Annotated in this window: 11 protein-coding genes; 6 read left to right on the top strand and 5 right to left on the bottom strand. The window is 57.6% G+C overall.

Translation table 11 applies throughout. The features are described from left to right. Positions 1-180: 180 nt before the first annotated feature. Positions 181-1266 (top strand): inositol-3-phosphate synthase, encoded by a 1086-nt coding sequence (locus HD598_RS07565; protein WP_071894482.1) that lies wholly within the window; start codon positions 181-183, stop codon positions 1264-1266. A gap of 121 nt (positions 1267-1387) precedes the next feature. Here HD598_RS07565 and HD598_RS07560 read toward each other — a convergent pair whose 3' ends face one another. The 3 genes from HD598_RS07560 to HD598_RS07550 all read right to left on the bottom strand — a co-directional run bounded on the left by HD598_RS07560 (position 1388) and on the right by HD598_RS07550 (position 5354). Beyond that, a complete protein-coding gene (locus HD598_RS07560) occupies positions 1388-3049 on the bottom strand; it encodes a formate--tetrahydrofolate ligase (RefSeq protein ID WP_183666728.1) in 1662 nt (553 codons plus the stop codon). A gap of 227 nt (positions 3050-3276) precedes the next feature. Beyond that, positions 3277-3495 (bottom strand): hypothetical protein, encoded by a 219-nt coding sequence (locus HD598_RS07555; RefSeq protein WP_183664911.1) that lies wholly within the window; start codon positions 3493-3495, stop codon positions 3277-3279. A 434-nt stretch (positions 3496-3929) separates the two neighbouring features. After that, a complete protein-coding gene (locus tag HD598_RS07550) occupies positions 3930-5354 on the bottom strand; it encodes a CCA tRNA nucleotidyltransferase (protein WP_183664909.1) in 1425 nt (474 codons plus the stop codon). 342 nt (positions 5355-5696) lie between these two features. Between HD598_RS07550 and HD598_RS07545 the strand changes: the two genes are divergently transcribed. The 5 genes from HD598_RS07545 to trxA all read left to right on the top strand — a co-directional run bounded on the left by HD598_RS07545 (position 5697) and on the right by trxA (position 11430). After that, positions 5697-6272: an NUDIX hydrolase gene (locus HD598_RS07545; RefSeq protein WP_183666726.1), complete on the top strand. Its 576-nt coding sequence runs from the start codon at positions 5697-5699 to the stop codon at positions 6270-6272. Positions 6273-6276: 4 nt separating this feature from the next. Beyond that, positions 6277-7971 (top strand): murein biosynthesis integral membrane protein MurJ, encoded by a 1695-nt coding sequence (gene murJ / locus HD598_RS07540; RefSeq protein ID WP_260170513.1) that lies wholly within the window; start codon positions 6277-6279, stop codon positions 7969-7971. Between the two features lie 56 nt (positions 7972-8027). After that, a complete protein-coding gene (locus HD598_RS07535; protein ID WP_183664907.1) occupies positions 8028-9839 on the top strand; it encodes a hypothetical protein in 1812 nt (603 codons plus the stop codon). Between the two features lie 216 nt (positions 9840-10055). Next, positions 10056-11045, top strand: a complete 990-nt coding sequence (gene trxB, locus HD598_RS07530; RefSeq protein WP_071894477.1) for a thioredoxin-disulfide reductase — start codon at positions 10056-10058, stop codon at positions 11043-11045. Positions 11046-11106: 61 nt separating this feature from the next. Then, entirely contained in the window at positions 11107-11430 is a 324-nt protein-coding gene (gene trxA / locus HD598_RS07525; RefSeq protein ID WP_183664905.1) for a thioredoxin, read from the top strand. Positions 11431-12442: 1012 nt separating this feature from the next. Here trxA and HD598_RS07520 read toward each other — a convergent pair. Next, the gene (locus HD598_RS07520) at positions 12443-13588 is read right to left on the bottom strand and encodes a ParB/RepB/Spo0J family partition protein (protein ID WP_260170694.1); all 1146 of its coding nucleotides are present in this window, start codon (positions 13586-13588) and stop codon (positions 12443-12445) included. Between the two features lie 1047 nt (positions 13589-14635). After that, the gene (locus tag HD598_RS07515; protein WP_157103347.1) at positions 14636-15547 is read right to left on the bottom strand and encodes a ParA family protein; all 912 of its coding nucleotides are present in this window, start codon (positions 15545-15547) and stop codon (positions 14636-14638) included. Positions 15548-15617 lie beyond the last annotated feature (70 nt).

Here is a 15617-nt window from a genome sequence, read left to right as displayed (position 1 = left end):
CCAGGCGTCGTCGTACTCAAAACCGCCTCCCCAAAAGCCAAAAGCGGGGTTGCGGCACTTCGCGCTGAGAGGAACCCGGAATAATAACAACGCTAAGTGCACTAGAATCAATGAGGCTCAATCTGCGGTAATTATTTGCGCGCTGGAGCCGAAGTATTCAGGTTTTCTTAGGAGCAATGAGTGTCGGGCAATCCAATTCGCGTGGCCATCGTGGGCGTGGGCAACTGTGCCACCTCACTGGTACAAGGTGTTGAGTACTATCAGAACGCTACCGCTGGCGATACCGTTCCCGGCCTGATGCATGTTGAATTCGGCAAGTACCACATCAACGACGTTGAGTTCGTTGCCGCATTTGATGTCGACGCCAAGAAGGTTGGTCTCGACCTTGCCGATGCCATCCTTGCGAGCGAAAACAACACCATCAAGATCGCCGACGTCCCACAGACCGGCGTCACCGTTCAGCGCGGTCACACCCTCGACGGCCTCGGCAAGTACTACCGCGAGACCATCGAAGAATCTGACGCAGAGCCAGTTGACGTTGTTCAGGTCCTCAAGGACAACAAGGTAGACGTTCTGGTCTGCTACTTGCCGGTTGGATCCGAAGAAGCCGCCAAGTTCTACGCTCAGGCAGCGATCGATGCGAAGGTTGCCTTCGTCAACGCCCTCCCCGTGTTCATCGCGGGCACCAAGGAATGGGCTGACAAGTTCACCGAAGCCGGCGTTCCTATTGTTGGCGATGACATCAAGTCCCAGATCGGCGCCACCATCACGCACCGCGTCATGGCTCGCCTCTTCGAAGACCGCGGCGTGGTCCTGGACCGCACCTACCAGCTCAACGTGGGCGGCAACATGGACTTCAAGAACATGTTGGAACGCGAGCGTTTGGAATCGAAGAAGATCTCCAAGACTCAGGCAGTCACCTCCAACACGTCCGCAGATCTTTCCGACCGCGACGTGCACATTGGTCCTTCGGACTACGTGGCCTGGTTGGATGATCGCAAGTGGGCGTTCGTTCGCCTCGAAGGCCGCAACTTCGGCGACGCTCCGGTCTCCCTCGAGTACAAGCTCGAAGTGTGGGACTCCCCGAACTCCGCAGGCGTCATCATCGACGCCGTCCGTGCAGCGAAGATTGCACTGGACCGCGGCATCGGCGGACCGATCCTCTCGGCATCCTCTTACTTCATGAAGTCCCCACCAGAGCAGTACGAGGACTCCATTGCTAAGCAGAAGGTCGAAGACTTCATCGCTGGAGTCACCGAGCGCTAAGCCATTGCTGTTCTAGCAGCAAAAAGGGTGGGCCGGCTTGTCAACGAGACATCGTTGCAAGTCAGCCCACCCTTCGCTTTTACGGCCTCGGGATTAGAGCCATGAGATTAGGGGCGTGAAATTAGAACAGGCCAATAGCCTTTCCGTCCTCAGCCACGTCCATTCGCAGTGCGGCCGGCTCCTTCGGCAAACCAGGCATGGTCATGATGGCCCCGGTGATAGCCACAATGAAGCCGGCACCGGTGCGAACCTGAAGATCTCGGATGGACACCGTGAAGTCCGTGGGTGCACCCAGCTTGGTGGCGTCATCTGAGAACGAGTACTGCGTCTTGGCCATGCAGACCGGCATCTTGTCCCAGCCGTTGTCAGCAATTTCTTTGAGGCGCTTCTTCGCGGCCGCACTAAAGTCCACTCCGCTGCCACCGTAGATCTCTTTGACGATTGTCTCGATCTTTTCCTCGACGGACAGATCAAGCTCGTAAAGCTGGTGGAAATCGTTGGGTTGCTGGGCGGCGCTGATGACCTTGCGTGCGAGGTCCCGGCCGCCTTCGCCACCTTCGGCCCACATATTGGCAACGGCAACTTCGGCGCCTTCGCCGCGCACGAGTTCCTGAACAATCTCGAGCTCCGAGTCCGTGTCTGTGGTGAAACGGTTGATCGCCACAATCGGTTCAATGCCGAACTTGCGGATGTTGGCGATGTGGCGCTTCAAGTTGGAGAAGCCGTCGCGGATGGCTTGGTCGTTGCTTTGGCCAAGATCAGATTTTGGTACTCCGCCGTGCATCTTGAGCGCGCGGATGGTTGCCACAATGACGGCTGCGTCCGGGCTGAAGCCGGCGAAGCGGGCCTTGATGTTGAGGAACTTCTCGGCGCCAAGGTCGGCACCGAATCCGGCCTCGGTCACCACGATGTCCGCGTATTCGCGGGCGGTGTTGGTGGCGAGAATCGAGTTGCAGCCGTGGGCGATGTTCGCGAACGGGCCACCGTGCACAAACGCCGGCGTCCCCTGAATGGTCTGCACGAGATTGGGCTTGAGGGCGTCTCTGAGCAACAGCGTCATGGCGCCTTGAGCGTTGAGGTCTCCCGCGGTGACCGGTGTGCGGTCATAGGTATAGGCCACGGTGATTTTGGAAAGGCGTTCGCGCAGGTCGTCAATGGAGGTGGCGAGGCAGAAGATGGCCATGACCTCGGAGGCCACGGTGATGTCGAAGCCACTTTCGCGCGGCACACCTTCGGTGGGTCCGCCCAGGCCAATGACCACATTGCGCAGGGCGCGGTCGTTCATATCCAGCACGCGGCGAAATTGGATGCGGCGCGGATCGATGTTGAGCGTATTGCCTTGGTGGATGTGGTTGTCCAGCAGGGCTGCCAGAAGATTGTGGGCACTCGTGATGGCGTGGAAGTCGCCGGTGAAGTGCATGTTGATGTCTTCCATGGGAAGCACTTGGGCGTATCCGCCGCCGGCTGCACCGCCCTTGATGCCGAAGATGGGACCGAGTGATGGCTCGCGAAGAGCGATCACTACCTTCTGACCTTCAAGGGCGAGTGCGTCACCGAGGCCAACCGTCGTGGTTGATTTTCCTTCGCCGGCTGGCGTCGGTGACATGGCGGTAACAAGGACAATTTTGCCGAGCGTCGCTGGGCTTTCCTTCGTGCGGAAGACGTCAACCTTGGCCTTGTACTTGCCGTACAGTTCGAGCGCATCGTCGTCGATGCCCGCGGCTGCAGCAATGGCGGTAATAGGCTGAAGCGTTGCGCGTCCAGCGATCGCGAGGTCGGTCATTTCCAGGTCTGGAGTCTGAGTTTCTGTCACGGTACCCTCCTTTGGGTCTGTTACAGCTTCAAACTATCGCAGTTTGTTAGCTGAATTGAGGACTTACCGGACGCGATGAATCATTTCCAGTGGAAACTGAGCTTCCCAGCGTTCACGAGGGCGTGAGTCGTAGTAAACGGCTTCACGACGCTTGGGAATTCGCTTGGATGCTGAGGGGTGGTGGTTGCGCATTGTGGTTACCTCCTTTCGATGCTGTCGATGAAGCGTGAGGTGAGAAGTGCGGGGCCCGCGAAGAGCAGTTCGGCGCCGTCTGGGGTTTTCAAGGACGACGACGCAGCTTGCGAAGGCGTGTCCCTTGCGAACGCACGGGGTTGGTTTGCGCTGACGTTCATGGCACGAAAAGGCGTGGTTTCTGCGTGATCTTGCTGAACGATCAGCGAGGGTGGGCGGTACATGATGGTCTCTTTCGAAGGCAGGGCCGGTTGTTGATCAACGGGGCCTCTCGAACGAGGTACCTAGCTTGAGTGCAGCTCCATCGATTTCAGACGTCTGACCTCAGAGGGTTCTGATGAACGAAATGCGATTAAGAAGAAAAGTCTTGCGGAGTGACTGCTGGTGGCTAGTGCGCACGCACGGAGGCAGAGAAGTGTCCTGTATTTCCGAGATTCGGAGTCTTCGTTCGGAAAATAATCACTTTCATCCACCTCCTTAGGCAGTCAGGCCAGCAAGCTGGCGTCCAATAATTGACGCGAGGGAAACTGTGGATCAGACGATCTCATTGGTGTTTCCCAATCGAGAAATAACTGTACGGTCACTTTCGCAGCGAGCGCAAGCCAAAACTCGGAATTAGTGAATCTTTTTTGTGAAACCCAGTCTCATGAAGCAAACCTTAGGACTGCTGGCTCCACCACTCTTTGAGGAGCGCGGCCGCTTGATCGTAGTCCACGGGTCCGTGATCCAAGCGGTGCTCAAGCAGGAATTTGTACGCCTTGCCCACCTCCGGGCCTGGCTTGATGCCGAGGATCTCCATGATCTGTTCACCATCCAGGTCTGGACGAACCGCATCGAGTTCCTCTTGCTCTCGCAAGGTTTGGATGCGCTGTTCAAGATCGTCGTAGGCGAACGCCAAGCGCTCGGCCTTGCGGCGATTGCGGGTAGTGACGTCGCTTCGGGTCAAGCGGTGGAGGCGTTCCAACAACGGTCCGGCGTCGTTGACGTACCGGCGCACGGCCGAATCGGTCCACCCGGCATCGCCGTACCCGTAGAAGCGCATGTGCAACTCCACCAGGCGGGCAACGTCCTTGATGCTCTCGTTGTCGAAGCGCAGTTCACGCATGCGCTTCTTGGTGAGCTTGGCGCCCACCATGTCATGGTGACGGAAAGAAACCGCACCGCTCGGCTCAAACTTCCTGGTGGCAGGCTTCCCCACGTCGTGCATGAGCGCCGCGAAACGCAACACAAAGTCCGGCGCCGGCACAGGCCCGTCTGAATCGGATTCCAGATCGGCAGCTTGTTCGAGTACTTGGAGCGAGTGCTGGTACACGTCCTTGTGACGATGGTGTTCGTCGGTTTCCAGCTGCAAAGCGGACACTTCCGGCAGCACGTGATCCGCCAAACCGGTTCGAACCAAGGCATCGACACCCGCACGAGGGTAAGCACCAATAATGGTTTTGATGATTTCATCCCGCACACGCTCGCGGGAAATGCGGTTAATCTCCCCGGCCATATCCTTCATGGCCCGCTCGACCTCGGGGGCCAGCTCCACCCCCAACTGAGAGGTAAAGCGTGCGGCACGCATCATGCGCAGCGGATCATCCGTGAAGGAAACGGCTGGCGTGCTGGGTGTCATCACTCGGGACGCGCGCAAGTCGTCGAGACCCCCGTAGGGGTCCACCAACTCGAGCGACGGCAAGCGAAGCGCCATGGCATTCATCGTGAAGTCGCGGCGGATTAAGTCCTCTTCAAGCCGGTCACCAAAGGCAACAATTGGCTTCCTGGAGTCGCCGTCATAAGCGTCTGCACGATAGGTAGTTACTTCGAATTGGTCCTTACCGCGCCTGAAAGCAATGGTTCCGAACTCTCGACCCACGTCCCACGTGGCGTCTGCCCAGCCTTCGATGACCTTCAACGTGTCATCAGGACGCGCATTCGTGGTGAAGTCCAAGTCCGGAGAAATACGTCCCAAGAAGAGGTCTCGAACCGGCCCTCCCACGAGCGCAATCTCAAAACCGGCGGCGCTGAAGAGCTCACCGAGCTCCAAAACAGCTTTCGGAAGTCCAGTGAGTAAGCGGGGAAGGTCCGTCAATTCATGCATAGTGCCTTTAAGATTGCCAGATTCAACACTGATTCCGCGCCACCGTCAATAGCTCGGCCAGTGAAAGTAAGGCTATTAGCTAGAGTGGAATACATGGTTCATCCGGTTCCGCGCGCTCCCAAACGCACGCCGCTATCTTTAGCGCGTGCTTATGAGCGCGCCAAGATCCGGGAAAATCAGCGCGAAGAGCGCCTCAAGAACCAAGAATTATTGGGCCCAGAGGGCACCAAGAATGCGGGACCGGTCCCGGATGCAGACGCAGACGATTCTGAGAAGCGCGCTGCACAGCGCGCGGAAGCGAGCCAGCGTCGTCGTCCTCAAACCCCTACGCCGCGTCCCGGAATGTACCGCGTGTATCAGGAGACCGTGTACCAAGAGACGGAATACACGTCCGTCACGGAAGTCTCCAACGCCGTTCCCACGCCTCTCTCCGCCGCCCGCTCAGCGCAAGCCTCGGGAAATTACGCCCTGCCCACCGTTGAAGAGGTGAGCGCGGGCGGAGTCATCGTTGACATGTCCCGCAGCGACCTCCCGGTAGCGATCATCGCCCGGTACAACCGCGGTGGACGCTTGGAATGGTGCTTGCCCAAGGGCCACCCGGAAGGCGTCGAAAGCAACGAGCAAGCCGCCGAGCGCGAAGTGGAAGAGGAAACGGGCATTCAAGGCCACATCCTCACACCGCTCGGCAGCATCGACTACTGGTTCACCGTGCCGCGCTACCGCGTCCACAAAACCGTGCACCACTTCTTGCTCACCGCAACCGGTGGATACTTGACCATCGAGAAGGACCCGGATCATGAGGCGGTAGACGTGGCCTGGGTGCCGCTGGCCGAACTGACCAACCGGTTGTCCTTCCCCAACGAACGTCGCATCGCGCAGCTCGCTCGCGAAGCCCTCCCGCGTTACCTCAAAGGATAGGTGGATGAGCGCTCCTACTGATGCTCGAGGCCGCTCAAAAGCAGTGGCACTCATGGCGTCGGGAACTATGGTTTCCCGCGTCTTGGGATTCGCCCGAACTGCCTTGCTTGCCGTCGCGATTGGTTCCACTACTGCCGTAGCGGACATCTTCGAGAAGGCAAACGTCATCCCCACCATCATTTTCATGCTGCTTGCCGGCGGCATTTTCAATGTGGTGTTGGTGCCTCAGCTGATCAAGGCGTCCCAAGCGGCAGACCGCGGAAGCGCGTACACCTCTAAGCTCATCACCCTCACGGTGGTGGTCATGGCGGCTGCAACCGTGCTTCTCACACTGCTGGCAGGTCCCATCATCCAGGCGCTCTCGAGCGGCTGGACAGAGCAGCAAATAGCCCTGGGAACCGCCTTCGCGTACTGGTGTATGCCCCAAGTCTTCTTTTACGGCGTCTATGCCGTGGTGGGGCAGGCACTGAACGCCCACGGACGGTTTGGCGCCTACATGTGGGCGCCCGTCCTCAACAACGTGGTGCAGATCGGCGTGATTGGCGCCTACATCTTCTTGTTTGGTGCTTACCGCGCTAACGGTCAGCAGTTTGAAACGTGGACCTCTCAGCAGACCTGGCTCCTCGCGGGCGGGTCCACTCTGGGCATTGCGCTGCAGGCGCTGGTGCTGTTCATTCCATTGATGCGTACCGGTCTACATATCCGGCCGGACTTCGGCTGGCGCGGCATGGGCCTGCGTCACGTGGGCAGAATCGCCATCTGGACGCTTGCCTCCATGACGGTGGGCAATGTGGCGTCGTTGATCTACGGACGCATCGTGTCCGGTGCTACGGCCGCTCGCGCCCAGTTGCCGGACGGCGGGGCTAGTGTCCCCGGTGAGTACGCGCTCAACACCAGCCAGCTCATCACCGTCCTGCCGCATTCGATTTTTGCGCTCTCCCTCGCGACGGTGCTCTTCAATGAGCTCTCTTCACACTTTGCGAAGAAGGAGCGGCACCTCATCGCTCCGGCCCTCTCACGAGGTCTCAAGACCACGGCTGTGCCGATCTTGTTCGCTACGGTGGCGTTCATTGTGCTCGCGGGACCGGTGGGCCGCATCTTCGGCGGCACCTCTGACACTGCGGTGGAATCCGGCGCGGCCATTGGACAGTTGTTGTTGCTCACCACGTTGGGGCTACCGTTCAAGAGCGTCCACTTCTTCCTGATCCGCGTGTTCTACGCGGAAGAGGACACCAAAACGCCCATGATCATCCAAACCAGCATTGCCGTGATTGGATTGATTGCCGCGTTCATCATGGCTGCAACCGTTCCGCCGCTGCATATTGCGTTCGCGATGGCGCTGTTGTTCGGTATCACCAACATCCTTTCCGCCATCATTGCGCACGTGTTGGTGGTGCGCCGCTATGGGGATTACGGGGTGGCGTCTGTGCTGGATGCGTACTTGCGCATCGGCTGGATCGCAGTGTTTTCCGGAGTGGTGGGCGCCCTGGTGCTCTTCGCTCTGGGCGGTTTTACCTTTGGTTTCGCGTGGCAGTCCATCTTCACCGCGATTCTGTCCATCTGCATCGTTGGCATAGTGATGGCCGTTGTTTATGTCCTCTTGTTAAAGCGCTCACGGGTGCCTGAGCTGGACGAATTCTTGGGCCCACTTGCGCGACGCATTCCGAATTTTGCTTCCGGCAAGCGTTCCCGCCGGTAGTCTTTACGCAAACCGGCACTTGACGAAAGTGCCAGTCACCAGTTCTGGAGGAAGTTTTGGCACAGCAGTTCAACGTGGGCACGGTGCTCGGTGGTCGCTACCGCGTCACCGAGCGTGTGCTGATTTCTAACGACGACGATCACGTGTTGCGTGGGTTCGATCAGGTTCTTGATCGCCCCGTTTCCATCCTCGTTGCCGCGCCCGTTAACGCTGCACAGGCGGCTACCAGCGCTCGTGAGATCGCTACCGGTGAGCGCATCGGCAACGTCCAGATCCTGGACCTCGGTCTCAGCGACGGCCGCACGTACCTCATCACCAACATCGCGGAATCCGCGGATCTGCTGGATCTGGTGATCGAGGCCCCTAAGAACACCCCGTACATTGAGCCGTTCATGACGGACACGTTGGGTTCTGAGATCTTCGGTGAGGCGCGCGCTTTCGAGCCGCACGTTTACGAAGACGATGACGAGTACTATCACGAGCTCGCTCAGCAGGGGAACCGTCCCACGAATCCTGGCATCCAGCAGCGCTTGAACGACCTCCGTTCCCGCTTTGGTCGTTCCAAGGACGCTGAGAACGACGACGCCGCAGCTTACGAACAATCTCGGCCTGCGGTTGAGGAATACATTCCGGAGGAGCCAGAGGTACCGCGTACGGCCGCTCGTCCGCAGTCCACGGCTCCCTCGTCGCAAGAGACGTCCAGAACTTCTGCAGGTGCCGCTGTTGCGGGAGCTGCAGGGGTAGCCGCGGCCGGCCTTGCCGGTGCAGGTGCGGCCTCCGCGGGGGCGGCAGAGACTACGGGAGCTGCGGCAGCGGCGTCGTCGTCCGCTCCTCGTCGCGGCACGCGATTTTCCACCCCACCTCCGCGCCCCGATCACGAGCCGAAGGTAACTCCGCTTACCGAGGATGACGACGACGCAGCGAGCGTGAGCGATACCCGTTCGGCTGAGAGCGTGGCTCCTTCGCGTAGCACCCAGGCTTCCGCTGCCGCAGCGCCTGCAGTGGCCGCTGCGGCTGCTTCGAGCACTACTTCGAGTGCTGCCCCGAAAGCCACGAGCGCGCCGGAGTATGCCCAGGACGAATCCGTTCAGGATGATTCGCTTCAGGATGATTCAGACGAACAGTGGGATGATTCCGAGAACGACTACCAGTCAAACGCCGGTTACTACGACGACGACGATGATGACGATGATGTGGATCGGGACAAGGAAACGCGAACCCGCCGTCTGATCATCGGGGCGCTTCTTGGCCTCGTGTTGATCGTTGCAGTGGTGTTCGCTTTCCAGGCGTTGATCCCACGTGGCGGTAGCGTCGCAGCGAACTCCAGCTCCGCGAACTCCTCCGGAGCAGCTACCTCCTCTGCGGCAAGCTCCGCCGCTCAGAGCACGCAGGCAACCGCGGCGCCGGCCGAAATTGTGGGCTTGAGCCGTCAGGTTCCAAGCAACCAGGAACTCAACTCTGATCGCGACTCCATCTTGCCGCTCGCCATCGACGGTAGCGAAGGTACGTTGTACCGCACGTACTCATTCTCGAGCGCCGAGTTTGGCGGTTTCGCCAACTCCATGGCCCTGGTCGTGGAGCTGCAGGAAGCGACCACCGTGTCCGAACTACAGCTCGCTGGCATGAACGCCACGGGCGGAGCCTTCGAGATTTTGGTGGGTGAAAGCGAAGACCTCGCTGACGCCACCGAGGTTGCGCAAGGATCCTTTACCGGGCCCACCATGACGGTGCCGCTATCCACGAGCGAAGCTGACGCGACTAAAGTTCAGTACGTCTTCATCAACATCACCGAACTTCCTCGACAGGCCGCGCCTGCGTCTCCTGAACGTCCGTTTGGTTTCCAGCTCTCCGAAATCACGGTGAAGTAGGTCTGCCAGCATTTCGCCTCGTGCGGCACGCGCTTAACCGAGACAAAGAAATTCCCCCGGCTCTGATGGATTCGCCTCCACTGAGTCGGGGGAATACTTTTTGAGTGCGCAGGGTTGTGACATATACGTAAATCTCTATGTCCGAGGATGGCGCTCATAGGCCCGGCCTGTAGCCTAGAGATCACACTATAACTTGTTTTGAAAGAGGACCTACCTGTGACTGTGGAAACCGCAACGGACATCCGCGACGTAATTATTGTCGGTTCAGGACCTGCCGGCTACACGGCTGCGGTGTACACCGCGCGTGCCAACCTCAACCCCATCGTCTTTGCGGGTTCGGTCACGGCCGGCGGCGAATTGATGAACACCACCGAGGTGGAGAACTTCCCAGGCTTCGTTGAAGGCATCATGGGCCCTGAGCTCATGGACAACATGATGAAGCAGGCAGAGCGCTTCGGTGCCGATATTCAATTCGAAGACGTTGAATCTGTTGACCTCAAGGGTGATATCAAGACGGTTACCCTCGGAAATGGTTCGGTCTACCGCGCCAAGGCAGTCATCATCGCTACCGGTTCCGCTTACCGCGAGCTTGGCCTCCCGGATGAGAAGCGTCTCTCCGGACACGGAGTTTCATGGTGCGCTACGTGCGATGGCTTCTTCTTCCGCAACCAGGAAATCGCTGTCATAGGTGGCGGCGACTCCGCTATGGAGGAAGCGCTCTTCTTGACGAAGTTCGCCTCCAAGGTGACCATCGTTCACCGCCGTGATGAGCTCCGCGCTTCCAAGATCATGGCTGAGCGCGCGTTGGCTCACGAGAAGATTGAGTTCGCTTGGAACTCTGCTGTTGCCGCTGTGAACGGTGAGGACAAGGTCAGCTCCATCACGCTCCGCAACTTGATTGACGGAACCGAGCGCGAGCTGCCTATCACGGGTCTGTTCGTTGCTATCGGTAACGATCCTCGCACCGCACTCGTCAAGGATCAGCTTGAGCTGACGGCAGAGGGAACCATCGCAGTTCAGGGACGCTCGTCCAAGACGTCCTTGCCTGGTGTCTTCGCCGCTGGCGACGTTATTGACCCGACTTACCGTCAGGCAATCACCGCGGCTGGATCCGGCTGTGCAGCCGCCCTGGACGTGGAGCACTACTTGGCTTCACTCGAAGGAACCGAAGCTGTTGTAGCCGAAGCTGAAAGCGTTTCCGCCTAATTCTCAGAGTCTGGCGTCTACAAACCCACCACAACTTAGTAATCCAAGAACGGAGACCAACATGAGCAACGCAAAAGATGTCACCGAGCTGACGTTCCAGAAGGACGTACTCGATTCGGACAAGCCAGTTATCGTAGACTTCTGGGCGGAATGGTGCGGTCCCTGCCGCATGTTGAGCCCAATCCTCGACGAGATCGCTGCAGAGCACTCTGAAAAGGTTGAGGTCGTAAAGATCAACGTTGACGAGAACCCAGCAATCGCTGCACAGTACGGAATCACTTCGATCCCTGCCGTCTTCGTCTTCAACGGTGGCGAGCACGTAGCTTCCTCCATCGGCGCCAAGCCGAAGAAGGTCCTCGAGCAGGAATTCGCAGAGTACCTCTAAGTCACTGAAAGGTTCACCCCAGCGGTGACCTTAACAGTTCGGCTCTCTGGCCGGGTGCATGTTTCACGTGAAACATGCACCCGGCCTTCTTTATTGAATCTCACTGCGCGATCTCATGACGCACCTGTGGCGACCCTCAAGCCTCATGTCGCGGCTGTCGCGACAGATGATGTGACCCTCGGGCATGCATGGTCGGATGCTCAAGCCCCAGTACGATGCCTTCTCTCGCTCATAGGAAACACACGTTAGACCAGCGGTAGTCAACGCCATCGAACCATTACCCGGTTCACCCAAGGCAGACGTATCATTCCGGTTCTCTGACGAACGAAGGGGCGAAGAGACCTCGGGACGTGCAGCACGAAATGCCTTCGCTCAATTGCTCGCACACAACTCACGCAATTCCTGGATGGCTACACAGCTCTACGCGCTGCATCGAGCAGGGCAGGCGAATGAAGTGGCTCCCTTCTGGCACCCAGTTGGAAACATCCTCCATCGAAGGTCATCGAAAGTGGACGAGCTGCAACGAAGACGTGTGGTGCAAGTTCAAAAGGAAGATGGTCGCCTTGGCCGATGTTTCACGTGAAACACGCGACTTGACGGACCGCTAAGCGGAGACACAGGATGACGATCCGGACTACTCCGAGAAGCTCAGTCACTCATCCGAGGAAGGCTAGTTTCAGTAGATCTAACGCTTCTAACCCTGCTACTGGCCCAGCCTTGAATGGTCACGGTGCTCTTGTTTCACGTGAAACATGCGTACTGGGAGGACCGTATCATCGCAGACGCAGATCAGGATAGCTCAGCGCGTGAGAGATCAGGCAACGCAGTCATCTTAGAAGGACTACCTAGCAGAGAAGTAACAATGGAGAGCGTGAGAAGCCATCCCCAATTGCTGTGAATTGTAGTTCTTTGAGCGTCTCTGTTTGGGAGTTCTGCGATAGAACAGGAAAAGGGCAGGTCATGTTTCACGTGAAACATGACCTGCCCTCTAACAACTTCCTAGAGTGTTGACTTAGCTAGAAGGAGCAATCACTCCCATGATGCGATTCAGGTCATCGACACTCGCAAACTCGATGCTGACACGGCCCTTCTTGGCGCCAAGCGTGATCTTGACCTGAGTGTCCAGGCGATCAGAGAGAGCGTTCGCGAAGTAGTCGAGACGCTCGGGACGCGCAACATCCTTCTGTTGCTTCTTATTATCTGCACGACGGAGACCTGCCTGCAAGGCGACGATCTCTTCCACGGAACGAACGGAGAGACCCTCATTCACAACTCGTTGCGCCAAGCGCTCCATCTCAGCTGGATCCTCAAGTGCGAGCAACGCTCGTGCGTGACCAGACGAGATCACGCCAGCAGCAACTCGACGCTGGACAAGAGCCGGCAACTTCATGAGTCGAATGGTGTTAGAGATCTGAGAACGTGAGCGACCGATCTTCTGGGACAGCTCATCCTGAGAGCACCCGAACTCTTGAAGTAGCTGTTGGTAAGCGGCAGCCTCTTCGAGTGGGTTCAGTTCCGACCGGTGAAGGTTCTCCAAGAGTGCATCGCGGAGGAGATCTTCGTCTTTCGTTTCGCGAATGATCGCTGGAATGGTTTTAAAACCAACGCGCTGAGCGGCACGCCAACGCCGTTCACCCATAACGAGTTCGTACGGTGCATCTCCCGGCTCGCCAGAAGGACGAACAACAATTGGCTGAAGAAGACCAATCTCGCGTATGGAATGCTCGAGTTCGGCCATGTCATCCTCGTCGAAGACCTGACGAGGTTGTTTCCGGTTCGGATGAATCGAGTGGATCGGCAGCTCAGCGTAGGACAATCCAGGGATGGACTTCAGTTCCTCGGCAGATGTTGGCGTTGCTTCAGCAGGAGCATCATCAGAGGTCGGTTCGGACGAGGCAGAAGCAGAGGATTCGGATACTGATGCAGGGGTTTCGACTGCGTCACTTCCAGCAGAAGGCGACTTTCCGTCTTCCTTGAGATCCTTTGACTCCTTGGACTCATGAGCTTTAGACACCTGGGCTTTGGCCTCATCGCCACTGACCTCAGCCGTTGACTTCTGCTGTGTTTCACGTGAAACATTATCCTCTGGCACATCAATCGAGGTATCCGCTTCCGGCGTCTCTTCGGCAGAGTCTTCTGTCTGGTTCTGAGTTTTCAGGACTCGAGCTGCGCGAGAACTGAGGAGGTCTGGTACTTGCGCCCGCTTCTTAGTGGGACGAGATGTTTCACGTGAAACTTTCGAAGGAGACTTCTTCGGCGCACCAAAGAACATATCTACGGGGCGCATCCGCGGCAATTCGTCGTCGTCATTTGCCTCTGCTGAACCCTCATCCGTGGAATCATCGGCAGCCTTCGACTTCGCTGCAACTTCCTCCAGGGCTTTACGACGTCGCTCACTGGTCCGCTTGCGAAGTGCTTCTACCGCGTCCGAGGCGCTTGGGCTCTCATCACTTGTGGCATTACCGGAGCTTTTGCTCAACGGCTTGGAAGCATCGGCATCAAGGGACTCCAAGCCCTCAGAATCAACCTTGTTAGGTTTCTTAGTAGAAGCCTGATTCCCACTGATCGGTGCTTTGCGAGGATCTGGTGTTTCACGTGGAGCAGGAGCATCAGCAGAGTCCGTCTTGCCCGCAGAGGACGTCTCTTGAGACGCCTTCACTTCGCTGGAAGAGGATGTCCCTTCGGAGAGGTTATCGGCCTGCGACGCCACCTCAGAGAGACGACCTGAGGCATCGTTTTTAGCACCGTTATCCACAGCCTCGGTTTGCAACGGCTTGTCACCGATAGCGGTATCGGCAACGGGCATTTCTGCCGGTTCTACGGGCTCAATAGGTCCGGTTGCGATTAGGGCTCCAAGGCCTCTTCCGAGGCCCCTCCGCTTCTCTGCCATAAATTCTCCTCAGTGTTTTCCACAGTTGTGGAATACACAACTTCATGCGTTTGATCTCGTTCAATTCTAGTCCGCATCGCAAGCGGAAGGATCTTTCGACTCGTGAAAAGGACACGTTCGCCCGTTTTTGCTCTGACCCGTGACTGGTGTTAGAACCAATGCTTAGAAGCGAAATCTCAGCGGCGGACCAAGTCAATCAAGAGCCAATAACGAGAAAGGGATAGATACCAACATTCTAGTATCTATCCCTTTGTCTATGCAGTTCGGTGTATGAAACGTATGGCTTGCACCAGGAGGAGCGCCCGCGCTACACCCCTACTTGGAAGTGGCGGCGTCCTTCTCTGAACCGCGCTTAGCAATTTCGCTTGCCGCTTCCAGGTAGGAAAGAGCGCCAGTGGAGTTTGGATCGTAGGTGATCACTGTCTGCTGGTAGCTTGGCGCTTCTGAGATTCGTACGGAACGCGGGATGACAGCATCGAGAACTTCGCTCGGGAAGTGTTCACGTACTTCCGCGGCTACTTGCGATGCCAAGTTGGTACGTCCGTCATACATGGTCAACAGGATCGTCGATACATCGAGCTTCTCATTGAGGTGCTTCTGAATCAGCTTGATGTTGCTCAGCAGCTGGCTCAGGCCCTCGAGTGCGTAGTATTCGCACTGGATAGGAATCAGAACTTCGTTCGCAGCCACGAAAGCGTTGACCGTCAAAAGACCTAGCGACGGTGGGCAGTCGATGAAGATGTAGTCGAGCCGTGCTTCGCCGTTACTTGCACGGTGGTTGGCGTACTCTTCCAGAGCGCGGCGCAAGCGCTGTTCGCGAGCCACCAAGGAGACCAGTTCAATTTCTGCGCCGGCAAGGTGAATGGTGGCTGGAGCAACCACAAGATTTTCAAGATCTGGGCAGACCTGAATAACCTCGGCCAGGCTGACATCGTTGATGAGGACGTCGTAGATGCTGTCCACTTCTGCACGGTGATCAATGCCTAGAGCGGTAGAGGCATTTCCCTGGGGATCGATGTCCACCACGAGGACGTGCATACCCTGCTTAGCAAGAGCAGCCGCAAGGTTAACGGTCGAGGTAGTTTTACCCACCCCGCCCTTCTGGTTGCTGACCGAGATGAAGCGGGTCTGGTGAGGAATGGGGAGCGTGTTGTTCTTCAGTTCTTCGCGCCTTTTCGTCTCATTGGCAATCTGATTCGCAAGCGGTGTGCTCTCATCGATTTCCATGAAATCCCGATCCCTGACTGTTGTTGCAGTAATGTGCTCGGCGGCTTGCTTCTCCGCCGTTGAATCCTCT

It is taken from the genome of Neomicrococcus aestuarii (assembly GCF_014201135.1).
In the GTDB taxonomy this organism is placed as follows: Bacteria; Actinomycetota; Actinomycetes; order Actinomycetales; family Micrococcaceae; genus Neomicrococcus; species Neomicrococcus aestuarii.
The sequence above is the reverse complement of the archived record's forward strand: the minus strand, read 5'-3'. Positions and strand labels throughout refer to the sequence as shown.